14 protein-coding genes are annotated in these 15867 nt (G+C 59.4%); 13 read left to right on the forward strand and 1 reads right to left on the reverse strand.

The window, feature by feature from the left end:
• Window positions 1-37 precede the first annotated feature (37 nt).
• The 12 genes from PQQ95_RS01160 to PQQ95_RS01215 all read left to right on the forward strand — a co-directional run bounded on the left by PQQ95_RS01160 (window position 38) and on the right by PQQ95_RS01215 (window position 12543).
• Entirely contained in the window at window positions 38-829 is a 792-nt protein-coding gene (locus PQQ95_RS01160; protein ID WP_408433904.1) for a ParA family protein, read from the forward strand.
• 18 nt (window positions 830-847) lie between these two features.
• The gene (locus PQQ95_RS01165) at window positions 848-1735 is read left to right on the forward strand and encodes a ParB/RepB/Spo0J family partition protein (RefSeq protein ID WP_408433907.1); all 888 of its coding nucleotides are present in this window, start codon (window positions 848-850) and stop codon (window positions 1733-1735) included.
• 955 nt (window positions 1736-2690) lie between these two features.
• A complete protein-coding gene (locus tag PQQ95_RS01170) occupies window positions 2691-3236 on the forward strand; it encodes an ATP synthase subunit I (RefSeq protein WP_408433910.1) in 546 nt (181 codons plus the stop codon).
• Between the two features lie 161 nt (window positions 3237-3397).
• Window positions 3398-4249: a F0F1 ATP synthase subunit A gene (gene atpB / locus PQQ95_RS01175; protein ID WP_408433913.1), complete on the forward strand. Its 852-nt coding sequence runs from the start codon at window positions 3398-3400 to the stop codon at window positions 4247-4249.
• A gap of 93 nt (window positions 4250-4342) precedes the next feature.
• Window positions 4343-4612: a F0F1 ATP synthase subunit C gene (gene atpE, locus PQQ95_RS01180; RefSeq protein ID WP_007180033.1), complete on the forward strand. Its 270-nt coding sequence runs from the start codon at window positions 4343-4345 to the stop codon at window positions 4610-4612.
• 138 nt (window positions 4613-4750) lie between these two features.
• On the forward strand, window positions 4751-5221 hold the full coding sequence (locus PQQ95_RS01185; RefSeq protein WP_054038575.1) for a F0F1 ATP synthase subunit B: 471 nt from the start codon (window positions 4751-4753) through the stop codon (window positions 5219-5221).
• A gap of 2 nt (window positions 5222-5223) precedes the next feature.
• The gene (locus PQQ95_RS01190; protein WP_408433916.1) at window positions 5224-5763 is read left to right on the forward strand and encodes a F0F1 ATP synthase subunit delta; all 540 of its coding nucleotides are present in this window, start codon (window positions 5224-5226) and stop codon (window positions 5761-5763) included.
• 58 nt (window positions 5764-5821) lie between these two features.
• On the forward strand, window positions 5822-7363 hold the full coding sequence (gene atpA / locus PQQ95_RS01195; protein ID WP_408433918.1) for a F0F1 ATP synthase subunit alpha: 1542 nt from the start codon (window positions 5822-5824) through the stop codon (window positions 7361-7363).
• Between the two features lie 139 nt (window positions 7364-7502).
• Entirely contained in the window at window positions 7503-8387 is an 885-nt protein-coding gene (atpG, locus tag PQQ95_RS01200) for a F0F1 ATP synthase subunit gamma (RefSeq protein ID WP_115781412.1), read from the forward strand.
• Between the two features lie 117 nt (window positions 8388-8504).
• A complete protein-coding gene (gene atpD / locus PQQ95_RS01205; RefSeq protein WP_408433921.1) occupies window positions 8505-9899 on the forward strand; it encodes a F0F1 ATP synthase subunit beta in 1395 nt (464 codons plus the stop codon).
• A 244-nt stretch (window positions 9900-10143) separates the two neighbouring features.
• Window positions 10144-10569: a F0F1 ATP synthase subunit epsilon gene (locus PQQ95_RS01210; RefSeq protein ID WP_012434800.1), complete on the forward strand. Its 426-nt coding sequence runs from the start codon at window positions 10144-10146 to the stop codon at window positions 10567-10569.
• 243 nt (window positions 10570-10812) lie between these two features.
• Window positions 10813-12543 (forward strand): AMP-binding protein, encoded by a 1731-nt coding sequence (locus tag PQQ95_RS01215; RefSeq protein WP_408433924.1) that lies wholly within the window; start codon window positions 10813-10815, stop codon window positions 12541-12543.
• Window positions 12544-13413: 870 nt separating this feature from the next.
• Here PQQ95_RS01215 and PQQ95_RS01220 read toward each other — a convergent pair.
• Complete coding sequence (locus tag PQQ95_RS01220) at window positions 13414-14211, reverse strand: transporter substrate-binding domain-containing protein (RefSeq protein ID WP_408433927.1); 798 nt, start codon at window positions 14209-14211, stop codon at window positions 13414-13416.
• 218 nt (window positions 14212-14429) lie between these two features.
• Here PQQ95_RS01220 and hemE point away from each other — a divergent pair, with 218 nt between their 5' ends.
• Window positions 14430-15530, forward strand: a complete 1101-nt coding sequence (hemE, locus tag PQQ95_RS01225; RefSeq protein WP_408433929.1) for a uroporphyrinogen decarboxylase — start codon at window positions 14430-14432, stop codon at window positions 15528-15530.
• Window positions 15531-15867 lie beyond the last annotated feature (337 nt).

Raw genomic sequence — 15867 nt, forward strand, 5'->3', positions numbered from 1 at the left:
TCTACTTTATTCAAGCAGCAAAAGGGACACACCAACGATGGCAAAAATCTTCTGCGTTGCGAACCAGAAGGGCGGCGTCGGCAAGACGACGACGGCAGTCAATCTGGCCGCGAGCCTGGCAGCGCAGGGACAGCGAGTCCTTCTCATCGATCTGGACCCGCAGGGCAACGCCACGATGGGCAGCGGTATCGACAAGGCTGCGTGTGCGAACACCGTCTACGAAGTGCTGGTGGACGGCGTATCCGTGGCGGATGCGCGAGTGCGTCCGGAAGCAGTCGGCTACGACGTGTTGCCCGCGAACCGTGAACTGGCGGGTGCCGAAGTCGAACTGGTCAGCGTTCAGCATCGCGAGCGGCAACTGAAAGTCGCCTTGGCGGAGGTCGAAAGCGAATACGAATTCGTGCTGATCGACTGCCCGCCTGCGCTGTCGCTTCTGACGCTCAATGGTCTATGCGCTGCCCATGGCGTGGTGATCCCGATGCAATGCGAGTACTTCGCGCTCGAGGGGCTATCCGACCTGGTCAACACGATCAAGCAGGTGCACGCGAATCTGAATCGTGACCTGAAGGTCATCGGCCTGCTGCGTGTGATGTTCGATCCACGCATCACCTTGCAACAGCAAGTCTCGGATCAACTGAAAGAGCACTTTGGCGACAAGGTGTTCGATGTGGTGATCCCGCGCAACGTACGTCTTGCTGAGGCGCCTAGCTACGGGTTGCCGGGCGTCGTGTTCGATAAGGCCTCGCGCGGTGCGCAAGCGTATGTGCAGTTCGGTGCAGAAATGATTGAGCGGGTGCGCACATTGAATGACGCGCCCCAGGCGTCCTAAGCGGATCGAGGAAGCACGATGAACGCAGTAGCAAGAAAGAAGGGGTTGGGCCGCGGTCTGGAAGCATTGCTGGGTGGCAGTGCGGATATTACCGAGGCCGTCGTGATCGAGGGTGCGCCGAACGTGCTGCCGCTCAGCAAACTGCAGGCCGGCAAGTACCAGCCGCGCACGCGCATGGACGAAGGCGCGTTGCAGGAATTGGCCGCCAGCATCCGTGCTCAGGGGCTCATGCAGCCGATCCTGGTGCGGCCGGTATCGGCGGATAAGTACGAGATCATCGCGGGCGAGCGGCGCTTCCGTGCGGCACGTCTCGCGGGCCTCAACGAGGTGCCGGTGCTGGTGAGAGACGTGCCGGACCAGGCCGCCGCTGCGATGGCGCTGATTGAGAATATTCAGCGCGAAGATCTGAATCCGCTGGAAGAAGCTCAGGGTATTCAGCGCTTGCTCGACGAGTTCAATTTCACGCACGAGCAGGCGGCTGAATCGGTGGGCCGCTCGCGCAGTGCTGTATCGAACTTGCTGCGTTTGCTGAATCTGGCGTCGCCGGTGCAGACGATGTTGCTGGCCGGCGATCTCGACATGGGGCACGCACGCGCGCTATTGGCCGTCGACGCCGCGACGCAGATCACCTTGGCCAACCAGGTTGTCAACAAGCGCATGTCGGTACGCGAAACCGAAAAACTGGTGACGGCGACGACCAAGGTTGCGCCTGCGGTCAAGGCGCGAGCGGGTCAGGACGGTGGCCGCGACACAAGACGGCTTGAGGAGGAGTTGTCCGATCTGCTCGCAGCAACGGTAAAGATCAAGCTCGGCCGACGCGGTCGTGGCCAGGTGCTGGTGGACTTCGGCGATCTGGATGCGTTGGAAGGGATTCTTGTCCGGTTGCGTGGAAACGCCACGGCCTGATCCTGGCGGTTGAGCGTGAAGGATGTGTTGAGCCTGCTTGCGGACTGGCTGGGCCTTGTTCCCGGCTTCCGCTCGTAGGCTATTTGGCGCGCTTGGTGTGGTTTTCGATGGTAGCGGTAGTGTGGCGGTTGCATCTGACGCAAGTGTGGCTTGTTTGGCGATTTTTCTGATCGATCGATAGTCGCTGACCGAGTAGGGATGGTGCACGATGCGACTGAAATGCTCGATACTGCCGGTGAGCACCACACGTGGATGTCGGTTGGATTCCTAACTAACCATTACGTTTGATAATAAGGATTGCGACACATCTGTTTTCGTGGATATTTTCATGGTGATGCAGAAGTGGCCGGATTGTCCTTCGATTTGAGCTGTTCGCGAAGGCTTGGCCTTATTGCCGCGATACGGCAATGGGTTCCGCATGCTCGGCCCTTTGACTTAAAAATGGATCAGGCCGTAGGTGTTGGATGCCAACACGGGGATGGCAGGGTGGGGCAGGAGCGATAGGGAGTAGCAGCCGCCTGATTGCTCGCGTCGTCGATCGTCAGGGCAGAGGGCAGTGCCCCTCGTTGTCTGGTCATCACAGAAAGGGCCGTGGTCTACCGCCCCGCCTTTACCCGGCGGCGCCCCCCATGTCTACCAAAGCTGGCAAAAATCATCGTCTGTTGCATTTTTGAGACGTCCGCAGCAGCGTCGAAACGACGCATTCGCGCACTTCAAACGGCCTGATTCATCACGCATGTTTTGCCATCCCCCGACCGCCTTACATTTGCCGTGTACAGCGCGCCCAAGATCGTGTTCCCGCATCGTGGAGGCCGTTTTCACGCTGGTTATTGAACGGCCTAAAGTCTTGAATTGCCTGCAACTATCGCTTACAATCGCCCGGATTTAATTGCACGGCAACCCCGTAAGCGCAGCGTAAGCTCGCGGGCTGGAACAAGACTTTCGGAACACTGCGATGGCGGTTAAAACGTCGAATCAAGCGCCGAAGAATGGGCGTGACGACCACCGCGCTGAACGCACCGTTTCCGATGCGTCCACCGGTCAGCACGTTACAACTGACGATGCGCGGGATGTCGAGCAACAAGATAACAATATCGTTCCGCTCACCCGGGTCGAGGCCGAAAAGCTGTTTGGCCCGAATGTGAGTCGTCCATCGCGCGTTACGCCTTTCAAGGTCGTGGCGGCGCAAATGGTTTTGTCCCTGGGTGCGACGCTGGTGTGGTGGCTGTTCTACAAGCCGCCGGGCGCTGCTGCGCTGTCCGCGTTCCTGGGGGGGGCGATCTGCTGGGTGCCGAGCGCGCTGTTCGCGGCACGTCTTAGAACGCTGAGCGGCGCCAAAACAGCGATGAGCTGGATGATTGGCGAAGCGCTCAAGATGGGGGCAACGATCGCGATGTTTGTCGTCATCGCTTTCTGGTATCACGACGTATGCTGGGTGCCGCTGCTCGTGACTTACCTCATCGCGCTCAAAACATACTGGATCGCCCTCGCGTGGCGCTAAGGTAGTAGCAGAGAGTAGCAGCACAAAATTCAGGCTGGCGCGTAGCGCTGGCGTAAGGAGTGCGGATATGACACGATCCGCACCCGGCGTGTTCCCGCAATACAGAATTGCGGCGGGAACGGCCTAAGACGATTTTCGACAATTTGGGTGGCATTAACGATATGGCAGCTAGCGAAGGCACGCGCGCTCTGGATCCGTCCGAGTACATCGCGCACCACTTGCAGAACTTTTCCACCGCGCACCAGACGTCGATTTTCGACATCCATGTGTGGAATCTGGACACCCTTTTCTGGTCGATCGTTTGCGGTCTGGTCACGATCGGCATCCTCCATATGGCGGCTCGCAAGGCGACATCCGGCGTGCCGGGCCGTTTCCAATGCCTGATCGAAATGCTGGTCGAGATGGTCGAAGATCAATCGAAATCGATGATCCACGGCTCGCGCACCTTCATCGCACCGCTGGCACTGACCGTGTTCGTCTGGGTCGCGTTGATGAACTCGCTCGACTTCATCCCCGTCGATCTGCCGGGCCGCGTGATCGGCTGGCTGGGTCTGTCGGAAGCCATCCCCCATCACCGCATCGTGCCGACCGCCGACCTGAACGGCACGCTCGGCATCGCGCTCGGCGTGTTCGCGCTGATGATTTACTACAACTTCAAGATCAAGGGCGCAGGCGGCTTCGTGCATGAACTGCTGTCGGCTCCGTTCGGCGCGCATCCGCTGCTGTGGATCCCGAACCTTGCATTGAACATTATCGAGTTCGTCGCAAAGACGGTTTCGCTCGGCATGCGGCTGTTCGGCAACATGTACGCGGGCGAGCTGTTGTTCCTGCTGATTGCCCTGCTCGGCAGCATGTGGGGTTTCGGCGCGGACGCGTCAGTGCTCGGCTTTATCGGCCACGTCATCGCAGGCACGGTCTGGGCGATCTTCCACATCCTGATCGTTCTGCTGCAAGCGTTCATTTTCATGATGCTGACGCTGGTGTACATCGGACAGGCACACGACAGCCACTAATCACGGCGTGTCGAATGACGAATTGTTTTTAGTTTTGTTTTATTAAATCCCAGTTCCAACCAGTTCTAAAAGACTTTTCACAAAGGAGTGATCATGCAAGCTTTCATCGCCAACATTCAGGGTCTGACCGCCATCGGTATCGGCATCATCATCGGCCTGGGTGCAATCGGCGCCTGTATCGGTATCGGCCTGATGGGTGGCAAGTACATCGAAGCATGTGCTCGTCAACCGGAACTGATGAACCCGCTGCAAACCAAGATGTTCCTGCTGGCTGGTCTGATCGATGCTGCGTTCCTGATTGGCGTTGGTGTGGCAATGCTGTTCGCGTTCGCGAACCCGCTGCTGTCGAAGCTGGCAGGCTGAGGTTCCTCGGAAGTTTGCGCCTGAGCTATAACTGGTAAAGGCGCAGGGCGGAACGGGCACTTAGGCGCTGATCGAATACAGAATCGATGAGCGCCTTGCCGTTTCACTTTCCGAACTAGCAACGTTTAAGGAAACACCGTGAATCTCAACGCAACCCTGTTTGCGCAAATGGTCGTGTTCCTGATCCTCGCGTGGTTCACGATGAAGTTCGTGTGGCCGCCGTTGATCAACGCCCTCGACGAGCGCTCAAAGAAGATCGCTGACGGTTTGTCGGCTGCTGAAAAGGGCAAGGCGGAACTCGAAGCCGCCCACAAGCGCGTCGACCAGGAACTCGCTCAGGCACGCAATGACGGTCAGCAACGTATCGCTGACGCAGAAAAGCGCGCAGTGACAGTCGCTGACGAAATCAAGGCTCAAGCACAAGCTGAAGCCGCTCGCATCATCGCGCAAGCGAAGGCCGACGCGGAACAGCAAGTCGTGAAGGCCCGCGAAACGCTGCGCGGCGAAGTTGCTGCACTCGCCGTGAAGGGCGCTGAACAGATCCTGAAGCGCGAAGTCGACCAGGCAGCTCACGCTGACCTGCTGAATCAACTGAAAGCCGAGCTCTGATCATGGCCGAACTTGCAACCATCGCCCGTCCGTACGCAGAAGCGCTGTTTGGCGTGGCCGAAGCTGGTGACATCGCCGCCTGGTCCACGCTCGTGCAGGAGCTGGCACAGGTTGCGCGTCTGCCCGAAGTGCTGTCGATCGCCTCGAGCCCGAAAGTGAGCCGCGCACAGGTCAGCGATCTGCTGCTGTCCGCGGTCAAGTCGCCGCTCAAGGACAATGCACAAGCGAAGAATCTGGTGCAAATGCTGGTCGATAACCATCGCCTGCAATTGCTGCCGGAAATCGCCACGCAGTTCGAAGAGTTGAAGAACGCCCGCGAAGGGGCGGCAGATGTGCTGATCGTCAGCGCATTCCCGCTCGAAGGCGCGCAGTTGAACGAACTCGTCGCAAGTCTCGAACGCAAATTCAAGCGCAAGCTGAAGCCGACGGTCGAAGTCGACTCGTCGCTTATCGGCGGCGTGCGCGTGACGGTCGGTGACGAAGTGCTCGATACCTCGGTCCGCGCGCGGCTTGCCAGCATGCAGACGGCTCTGACGGCCTGAAGCGCCCGAGGCGCTTTAGCGGCTGGCACGCAACAGAATTGACTATCAGGAGCGAATAATGCAACTCAATCCCTCTGAGATCAGCGAGCTGATCAAGAGTCGGATCCAGGGCCTTGAAGCGAGCGCAGACGTTCGCAACCAGGGCACCGTGATCTCCGTGACCGACGGTATCGTGCGCATCCACGGCCTGTCGGAAGTGATGCAGGGCGAAATGCTCGAATTCCCGGGCAACACCTTCGGTCTCGCACTGAACCTCGAGCGCGACTCGGTCGGCGCCGTGATTCTGGGTGAGTACGAACACATTTCGGAAGGCGACATCGTCAAGACGACGGGCCGCATTCTCGAAGTGCCGGTGGGTCCGGAACTGCTCGGCCGCGTGGTCGATGCACTCGGCAACCCGATCGACGGCAAGGGCCCGATCAACGCGAAGAAGACCGACGCAATTGAAAAGATTGCGCCGGGCGTGATCTGGCGTAAGTCGGTTTCAGAGCCGGTTCAAACCGGTCTGAAGTCGATCGACGCGATGGTGCCGGTTGGCCGTGGCCAGCGTGAGCTGATCATCGGCGACCGTCAGTGCGGCAAGACCGCAGTCGCAGTCGACGCGATCATCAACCAGAAGGGCAAGAACCTCTTCTGTATCTACGTCGCAATCGGCCAGAAAGCTTCGTCGATCATGAACGTGGTCCGCAAGCTGGAAGAAACCGGCGCGCTGGAATACACGATCGTCGTGGCCGCTTCGGCTTCGGAATCGGCTGCGATGCAATACCTCGCACCGTACGCCGGCTGCACGATGGGCGAATACTTCCGCGACCGCGGTCAAGACGCGCTGATCGTGTATGACGATTTGACCAAGCAAGCTTGGGCATACCGTCAGATCTCGCTGTTGCTGCGCCGCCCGCCGGGCCGCGAAGCTTACCCGGGCGACGTGTTCTATCTGCACTCGCGTCTGCTGGAACGTGCTGCTCGCGTCTCGGAAGAGTACGTCGAGAAGTTCACGAACGGCGAAGTGAAGGGCAAGAGCGGTTCGCTGACGGCACTGCCGGTCATTGAAACGCAAGCCGGCGACGTGACCGCATTCGTTCCGACGAACGTGATCTCGATTACCGACGGCCAGATCTTCCTGGAAACCGACCTTTTCAACGCAGGTATCCGCCCGGCAATTAACGCCGGTGTGTCGGTGTCGCGCGTGGGTGGTGCGGCTCAAACCAAGGTTGTGAAGAAGCTGTCGGGCGGTATCCGTACCGACCTGGCGCAGTACCGTGAACTCGCAGCGTTTGCGCAGTTCGCATCGGACCTCGACGAAGCAACCCGCAAGCAACTGGAGCGCGGCCGCCGCGTGACGGAATTGCTGAAGCAGCCGCAGTATCAGCCGCTGCAAGTGTGGGAACTGGCTGTCGCGCTGTTCGCCGCGAACAACGGTTACCTCGACGACCTCGAAGTCGCGCAAGTGCTGCCGTTCGAAAAGGGCCTGCGTGATTACCTGAAGTCGAAGCACGCTGACCTGGTCAAGCGCATCGAAGATACCAAGGAACTCTCGAAGGACGACGAAGCCCTGCTGCATACGGCTCTCAAAGACTTCAAGAAGTCCGGCGCTTATTGATGTGCGAGTGATCCGCAAGGCATAAAAGGACCTTGGAGCGGCGCGGGCCGCAGGCAACTGAATCCGCGCTGCTTCGATCGCTTTGCATGGGCCCCGAGTAACCGCTAAAGCGCTAACTCGGGCCGACAAGGAGCAAGCAATGGCTGGAATGAAGGAAATTCGCGGCAAGATCAAGAGCGTGCAAAACACGCGCAAGATCACGAAAGCGATGGAGATGGTGGCCGCATCGAAGATGCGCCGCGCTCAGGAGCGCATGCGCGCTGCTCGCCCGTACGCCGACAAGGTCCGCGATATCGCTGCGCACATGAGCCGTGCGAACCCGGAGTATCGTCACCCGTTCATGGTGTCGAACGAAGGTGCGAAAACGGCCGGCATCATCCTCGTCACGACCGATAAAGGTCTGTGCGGTGGGATGAACACCAACGTGCTGCGTGCGTCGCTGCAGAAGTTCAAGGAGCTGGAAGGCCAGGGCAAGACGATCGAAGCAACTGCGATCGGTACCAAGGGTCTGGGTTTCCTGAATCGTCTGCGCGCCAAGGTGGTGTCGAATGTCGTGCATCTGGGCGACACGCCGCATCTGGAAAAGCTGATCGGCGCGGTGAAGGTGCAGCTCGACCTGTACTCGGAAGGCAAGGTTTCGGCGGTGTACCTCGCGTACACGCGCTTCGTCAACACGATGAAGCAGGAGCCGGTGATCGAGCAACTGCTGCCGCTGTCGGCAGATCAGTTCGAGCGCAAGGACGAAGACGGCACGACGCCGAGCACGCAGTGGGACTATATCTACGAGCCGGATGCACAGGCCGTGGTGGACGAACTGCTGGTGCGTTATGTCGAAGCGCTGGTCTATCAGGCCGTCGCGGAAAACATGGCATCGGAGCAGTCGGCACGAATGGTCGCAATGAAGGCCGCTTCGGACAACGCGAAGACGGTCATCAACGAACTGCAGCTCGTGTACAACAAGAGCCGTCAGGCCGCGATCACGAAAGAACTGTCGGAAATCGTCGGTGGCGCGGCGGCAGTCTGACCTTGACGGTCAGGCAAGCTGCTTCGTGTGCGCCCGTGAGGCGCACCCCCACCTTGGCGGCCCCATCGAAATTGCGCCTTTGCGCGAGTGAAGAATTGAGTATCTAAAGGAAAAGCGATGAGTACTACTGCTTTGGTAGAAGGCAAGATCGTACAGTGCATCGGCGCGGTGATCGACGTGGAATTTCCGCGCGACCAGATGCCGAAGATTTACGACGCGCTCATTCTCGACGGTTCGGAACTGACCCTCGAAGTCCAGCAGCAGCTGGGCGACGGCGTCGTCCGTACCATCTGTCTGGGTGCCTCGGACGGTCTGCGCCGCGGTACGACGGTGAAGAACACCGGCAAGCCGATCAGCGTGCCGGTTGGCAAGCCGACCCTCGGCCGGATCATGGACGTGCTGGGTCGCCCGATCGACGAAGCCGGCCCGATCAACTCGGACGTGGTTCGCGGTATTCACCAGAAGGCGCCGGCGTTCGACGAACTGTCGCCGTCGACGGAACTGCTCGAAACCGGCATCAAGGTTATCGACCTGATCTGCCCGTTCGCCAAGGGCGGTAAGGTTGGCTTGTTCGGTGGCGCCGGTGTGGGCAAGACCGTGAACATGATGGAACTGATCAACAACATCGCTAAGGAACACGGTGGTTACTCCGTGTTCGCCGGTGTTGGCGAGCGTACCCGCGAAGGGAACGACTTCTATCACGAAATGAAGGACTCGAACGTTCTCGACAAGGTCGCGCTGGTGTACGGCCAGATGAACGAGCCGCCGGGCAACCGTCTGCGCGTCGCGCTGACCGGTCTGACGATGGCTGAGCACTTCCGTGACGAAGGCCTCGACGTGCTGTTCTTCGTCGACAACATCTACCGTTTCACGCTGGCAGGCACGGAAGTGTCGGCACTGCTCGGCCGTATGCCGTCGGCAGTGGGCTATCAGCCGACGCTGGCTGAAGAAATGGGTAAGCTGCAAGAGCGTATTACGTCCACCAAGACTGGCTCGATTACGTCGGTGCAGGCCGTGTACGTCCCTGCGGATGACTTGACCGACCCGTCGCCGGCTACGACTTTCGGCCACTTGGACGCAACCGTCGTGTTGTCGCGTGACATCGCTTCGCTGGGCATCTACCCGGCAGTGGACCCGCTCGATTCGACCTCGCGTCAGATCGACCCGAACGTGATCGGCGAAGAGCACTACTCGATCACGCGCGGCGTGCAGCAAACGCTGCAGCGCTACAAGGAACTGCGCGACATTATCGCGATTCTGGGTATGGACGAACTGGCGCCGGAAGACAAGCTCGCCGTGGCGCGCGCTCGTAAGATCCAGCGTTTCCTGTCGCAGCCGTTCCACGTCGCTGAAGTGTTCACGGGCTCGCCGGGCAAGTACGTGCCGCTGAAGGAAACGATCCGTGGCTTCAAGATGATCGTTGAAGGCGAGTGCGACCACCTGCCGGAACAAGCGTTCTACATGGTCGGCACGATCGACGAAGCCTTCGAAAAGGCCAAGAAGATCCAGTAAAGGTCGGGTGTAACGAAGCGGGCGCCGCTCGCGCCGAACCACTACCAGAACGGTAGTATTTCGCGAAAACGGCGCCTCTTACTACGCTCAACCCCGCCTTGCATGAGACGAGAGCGTGCTGCGTGGGACCGGAGTCAGTGCTGAAGCATTCGCGCCGGTCGACATAAGCGTTAACACTCGTCGAGCGTTGCATGGGACCAAAGTAAGCGCTAAAGCGCTAACTCTGGTCGACATAGGAGTCGATATGGCAACCATTAAAGTAGACGTCGTCAGCGCGGAAGAGCAGATCTTCTCGGGCCAGGCGAAGTTCGTCGCGCTGCCGGGCGAAGCGGGTGAACTCGGCATTCTGCCGGGCCACACGCCGCTCATCACGCGGATTCGTCCGGGTGCGGTGCGCATCGAAGCTGAAAACGGCGAAGAAGAGTTTGTGTTCGTCGCCGGCGGTATCCTCGAAATCCAGCCTGGCGCTGTGACGGTTCTTGCCGACACGGCGATCCGCGGCAAGGATCTCGACGAAGCCAAGGCCGAAGATGCACGCAAGCGCGCAGAAGAAGCGCTGCAGAACACGGGTTCGAACCTCGAATACGCAACCGCGCAAGCGGAACTGGCGTATGCAACGGCTCAGCTCGCTGCGATCCAGCGTCTGCGCAAGCTGCGCGGTCAGAACTAAGCATCATGTATTAGAGAGAAAGCAGCCTTCGCGGCTGCTTTTTTTTGACCTGTACTTGACGTTTACGGAAAGGTCAGAAAAATCCTGTATTCAGATCGAACGGTGAGCAGTCGAAACGAGCCCAGTAGCCACCAATGCGCTGCGGGTAAGACTTGATGCCGTACGGACACACGCCGGTGGCACAATTGATTTCAATTTCATTTCAATAGACTGAGCGAGCATCCGCTCACGGAGACAAACACCATGGCAACGCACATGTCAGGCGAAGGCGCACTCATTGAACCCAAAGACAATCTGTCATATGTTCGCGGGTCGACCGAGGTCCCGTTGAGTGATGCGCCGCTAGCGCAGTTTCTGCGTGACACGGCCGCGCGCTTCCCTGATCGCCCGGCCGTGGTGTTTCGTGAGCAACGAATCCGCTGGACGTGGAAGGAGTTCGCTGAAGAAATCGACGTGCTGGCGGCCGGGCTCCTCGCACTTGGAATCGTGAAGGGCGACCGCGTCGGCATCTGGTCGCCGAACCGGGTGGAATGGCTGCTTACGCAATTCGCGACGGCACGCATCGGCGCCGTGCTCGTCAATATCAATCCGGCTTACCGCCTCGCCGAGCTCGAGTACGCGTTGAACAAGGTGGGCTGCAAGGCGATCATTGCTGCCGAGCGCTTCAAGACGTCGATGTATCTCGAGATGCTGCAGGAGCTCGCGCCGGAACTGGCAACGCAAGCGCCGGGCGAACTGCGCGCCGCTCGCCTGCCCGATCTGCGCTACGTGATCCGCATGTGCGACACGGAAACGCCCGGCATGCTCACTTTCTCCGACGTGATCGAGCAGGGCCGCGCAACACTCGACGTCGCGAAGCTCGACGCCATCGGCGCGACGCTTTCCTGCTACGACCCGATCAATATTCAGTTCACCAGCGGTACGACGGGTAATCCGAAGGGCGCGACGCTGACCCACAGAAACGTCGTCAACAACGCGCGCTATATCGCTATGGCGATGCGTCTGACGGAGCAAGACGGCCTGTGCATTCCTGTCCCGCTCTACCACTGCTTCGGCATGGTGCTGGCGGTGCTCGCGTGCGTCTCGGTCGGTGCGAATATGGTATTCCCGGGTGAGGGCTTCGATCCAGCCGCCACCTTGGCCGCCGTCGCCGAAGAGCAGTGCACTGCGCTGCACGGGGTGCCGACCATGTTCATCGCCGAACTCGATCACCCGAACTTCGCCACTTACGACTTCTCACGCCTGCGCACCGGCATCATGGCCGGTTCGCCGTGTCCGATCGAAACGATGAAGAAGGTCGTCTCGAAGATGCATCTGAACGAGATCACGATCGCATACGGCATGACGGAGACGAGCCCGGTGTCCTTCCAGAGTTCCACCACCGACCCGCTCGACAAACGCACCACGACGGTTGGCCGTATCCAGCCGCATCTGGAAGTCAAAATCGTCGATCCGCTTGGCAATATCGTGCCGGTTGGGGAAACGGGCGAATTGTGCACCAAGGGCTATTCGGTGATGCAGGGCTATTGGGGAGACGAAGCGAAGACGCGGGAAAGCATTGTCGATGGCTGGATGCATACCGGCGATCTGGCGACGCTGGATGCCGAAGGCTACTGCAACATTGTCGGCCGCCTGAAGGACATGCTGATTCGCGGCGGCGAAAACATCTACCCGCGCGAGATTGAAGAGTTTTTGTTCCGCCACCCGAAAATCCAGAGCGTGCAGGTGTTTGGCGTGCCCGACGCGAAGTACGGTGAGGAAGTGTGTGCGTGGATCGTATTGCGCTCAGGAGAGCAGGCCACTGCCGAGGACATCCAGCAGTTTTGCCAGGGCCAGATTGCGCACTACAAGGTGCCGAAGTACATCCGTTTCGTCGACGAACTACCCATGACGGTCACCGGCAAGGTACAGAAATTCATCATGCGCGAACGGATGATCAGCGAATTGAAGGTGCAGGAAAATAAAACGGCCTGAAGGCCATGCGGGTTCGACGCCGCGCGAATCCTGGCGCGGCGCCGGCTCTGCATTGTTGGGAAAACCGTTTGCTTTGAAAGGAATCAGCGGGCAGAAAACGCGCGTTTAGAAAACCGCAAAATCGACCCGCACAGAAGCTCGCAAACGTTTGACCGGACGAAAAAAAAGCGGGCCTGGAGCCCGCTAAAAACCACACGCTACGGGGTTAGCGCGAGGAGACCAAAGGTGGAACCTACTGAGACGACGACCCTGCGCCGACTACGGCCCCAGCAGGGATGCCCCTTCACAGGGCTTCGGCATACGCCGACCGGCAAGTGCATCGTATCCGCTCACACCACGCACCCAGCCACATCCGTGTTGAAACCGTTGAGGGCATTGTGGGCGAATTAACCTACGAGCGCGGTAACAAAGTGTTTCAGGTTGTAACGCCCGCCAGATAAGGCATTGCGGGACTTATTTCCAATCAGAAACGTTTTAAACGAATTTTTTACCGATGCTTCGTTGGCAATTTCATACGCCTGATTGATGCTATTCGCGACGCATCGTGCGGCATGATCCATTCAGTCGATTCCGCATGAAATGGTTGCACGTTCATCTTTTTTTGGACGGATCGACCGTGTTACAAGCGCTTTTCCAGCGTGGCGAAACCTCGGTTTGCGGTCGAGCGCGTGTGTTGCGTTGCAACATCTCACGCGCGGGGGACAGATGCGCAAGCGGCCGATTCATTGACCCCTTGTTCACCTGCCTTGTTCGGGTTGGCTTAATGCCTTGGGGTCCGGTTACACGATTGTGTCGGCCATACGGACCTGTTAATCGATCAGGCAGCGCCGCTTTCCCGATTGAATGGCACGTAGGCCGAACCGCGCACCCTTACTTCAGCCACTTATCCGATATCGCCTGATATTCGCCGGTCGCTCGCGCAAGGTGCAACCACTGATCGACATACTGCTGGAAAGCCACATCGCCACGCGGCAGTAACCAAGCCTTCTCGCCGTACTGGAAGGGCTTATCCGGATGCACCGAGCACAGTCCCGGATTCAGCTTTTGCTGCAACAAGGTCTCCGAGGCATCTGTCACCATCACGTCGGCCTTACCCGCGAGGATCTGCTTGAAGACCGTCACGTTGTCCGGATAGACGGTCAGGTTGGCATGCGGGAAATACTGCTTGGCGAAACGCTCGTTGGTGCCCCCCGGGTTGACGATCACGCGGGTCGCCGGCTGATCGATCTGCGCCACCGTTTGATACTTGTTGACGTCGTCGCATCGAACGATCGGCGTCTTACCGTCGATCATGTACGCCTGTGTGAAAAACGCGCGCTTCTGGCGGTCAAGCGTCGGCGAAACACCGCCCACGCCGACGTCGCATTTCGCGACAAAGTCGTTCATCAGGTTGGACCACGACGTCTTGACGAATTCCGTCTTCACCCCGAGCGATTTCGCGAGCGACTCGGTCATGTCGATATCGATGCCTTCGAACTGGCCGTCTGCCTTGTAAAACGAGTACGGTTTGTAATCGCCGGTCGTACAGGCGCGTAGCGTGCCGCGTGCGAGGATTTCATCGAGCCGCGAGGGCGCCGCGGTGGTGGCGGCGGTTTGCGCCTGGACCACGCCTGCATGCATCAAAACGCCGGCCAAAACGCCGAGCAGTGCGAGTGCTGCCTTGTTCATCGAGTCTCCTTGGTTGCGCGTAATTGTTTGGTAAGGCTGTCGGATGATAGCCCGGCAATTCACGCTTGAACATTGGCCGTTCAGCCAGGTCATCGCGCCGCACCTGGCGGCAAAAAAGCAAGCCGCAAGCAAGGTGCGCGACAGTTATTGCCCGCATCAAGCGCGATGCGGCGAGCCTGGTCCGGTAAAATGCTCCTTTGCCTTCAGTCGTACGCAACGTGGCCCATAAACTCCTGAACGACACTTTCCTGCGCGCGCTGCTGCGCCAGCCGACCGACTACACGCCGATCTGGCTGATGCGCCAGGCTGGCCGCTATCTGCCGGAATACAACGCCACGCGCGGTCGCGCGGGCAGTTTCCTCGGTCTGGCGAAGAGCCCGGCGTATGCAACGGAAGTCACGTTGCAGCCGCTCGAGCGCTATCCGCTCGACGCCGCGATCCTGTTCTCCGACATTCTGACGGTGCCGGACGCCATGGGCCTCGGTCTCGAGTTCGTCGCGGGCGAGGGGCCGAAATTTGCCCGGCCGGTGCGCACGGAGGACGATGTGGCGCGTCTGGACGTTCCCGATATCGACGCCACGCTGCGCTACGTGACCGACGCGGTGCGCGAAATCCGCACGGCGCTCACCGACGCGCAAGGCCGTCAGCGCGTGCCGCTGATCGGCTTTTCGGGCAGCCCGTGGACACTGGCGTGTTACATGGTGGAAGGCAGCGGTTCGGCGGATTTCCGCACGGTCAAATCGATGTTGTACGCGCGCCCTGACCTGATGCACCGCATTCTCGACATCAATGCGAAATCGGTTGCGGCGTATCTGAATGCGCAGATCGAAGCCGGCGCGCAAGCCGTGATGATTTTCGACACGTGGGGCGGGGCGCTCGCGGACGGTGTCTATCAACGTTTCTCGTTGCAGTACATCCAGCAGGTCGTGAGCCAGTTGAAACGCGATCACGACGGCGAGAAAGTGCCGGTGATCACCTTCACGAAAGGCGGTGGACTGTGGCTCGACGAGATCGCCGATATCGGCGTCGATGCGGTCGGTCTCGACTGGACCGTGAACCTGAACAAGGCGCGTGAACGCGTGGGCAGCAAGGTGGCGCTGCAAGGCAATATCGATCCCTCGGTGCTGTTCGCGCCGCCGGCTTCGATCCGCATGGAAGCGCGCGCCGTGCTCGACAGCTTCGGCAATCATCCGGGTCACGTTTTCAATCTCGGCCACGGCATTTCGCAGTTCACGCCGCCGGAGCATGTTGCCGAACTCGTGGACGAAGTGCATCGTCATAGCCGCGCGATTCGCAGCGGCACGCATGCACCAAGCTGACGCCGTAATCGTTACCATTTTTGTTGCGACGCAGCGAACTGGGCTCTCGGCCTAAGGGAATAATTGTAGTCAGGGGGCCGTCAGATGGCGGTCTCGCGAAAGTCAAGACTTGACTTATGCACATTGATCACGCTGCGGCGCGGTAGAGGCTTTCGTCGTGCCCCGGCCCTTGCACATTGCAGGCGCATTTGATCTAAGCCTTGTCTGGCAAGGGTTTCACGGATTCGCGACAGAATGTGCGGAATCCCACAGAAGGCCGCTGCAGCGCGGTTCCCGGCCTATCTAAACGAAGTTCTCAACAAAGTTATCCACAGGCAAGCGGACCGATTGCAATTGT

The sequence above is a fragment of the Paraburkholderia caffeinilytica genome (genome assembly GCF_046030355.1).
In the GTDB taxonomy this organism is placed as follows: Bacteria; Pseudomonadota; Gammaproteobacteria; order Burkholderiales; family Burkholderiaceae; genus Paraburkholderia; species Paraburkholderia caffeinilytica_B.

Bases quoted from the DNA above. Each gene is read 5' to 3' on its own strand.
- PQQ95_RS01160 (WP_408433904.1), top strand. From the start codon at position 38: ATGGCAAAAATCTTCTGCGTTGCGAACCAGAAGGGCGGCGTCGGCAAG.
- PQQ95_RS01165 (WP_408433907.1), top strand. From the start codon at position 848: ATGAACGCAGTAGCAAGAAAGAAGGGGTTGGGCCGCGGTCTGGAAGCA.
- PQQ95_RS01170 (WP_408433910.1), top strand. From the start codon at position 2,691: ATGGCGGTTAAAACGTCGAATCAAGCGCCGAAGAATGGGCGTGACGAC.
- atpB (WP_408433913.1), top strand. From the start codon at position 3,398: ATGGCAGCTAGCGAAGGCACGCGCGCTCTGGATCCGTCCGAGTACATC.
- atpE (WP_007180033.1), top strand. From the start codon at position 4,343: ATGCAAGCTTTCATCGCCAACATTCAGGGTCTGACCGCCATCGGTATC.
- PQQ95_RS01190 (WP_408433916.1), top strand. From the start codon at position 5,224: ATGGCCGAACTTGCAACCATCGCCCGTCCGTACGCAGAAGCGCTGTTT.
- atpA (WP_408433918.1), top strand. From the start codon at position 5,822: ATGCAACTCAATCCCTCTGAGATCAGCGAGCTGATCAAGAGTCGGATC.
- atpG (WP_115781412.1), top strand. From the start codon at position 7,503: ATGGCTGGAATGAAGGAAATTCGCGGCAAGATCAAGAGCGTGCAAAAC.
- atpD (WP_408433921.1), top strand. From the start codon at position 8,505: ATGAGTACTACTGCTTTGGTAGAAGGCAAGATCGTACAGTGCATCGGC.
- PQQ95_RS01210 (WP_012434800.1), top strand. From the start codon at position 10,144: ATGGCAACCATTAAAGTAGACGTCGTCAGCGCGGAAGAGCAGATCTTC.
- PQQ95_RS01215 (WP_408433924.1), top strand. From the start codon at position 10,813: ATGGCAACGCACATGTCAGGCGAAGGCGCACTCATTGAACCCAAAGAC.
- PQQ95_RS01220 (WP_408433927.1), bottom strand. From the start codon at position 14,211: ATGAACAAGGCAGCACTCGCACTGCTCGGCGTTTTGGCCGGCGTTTTG.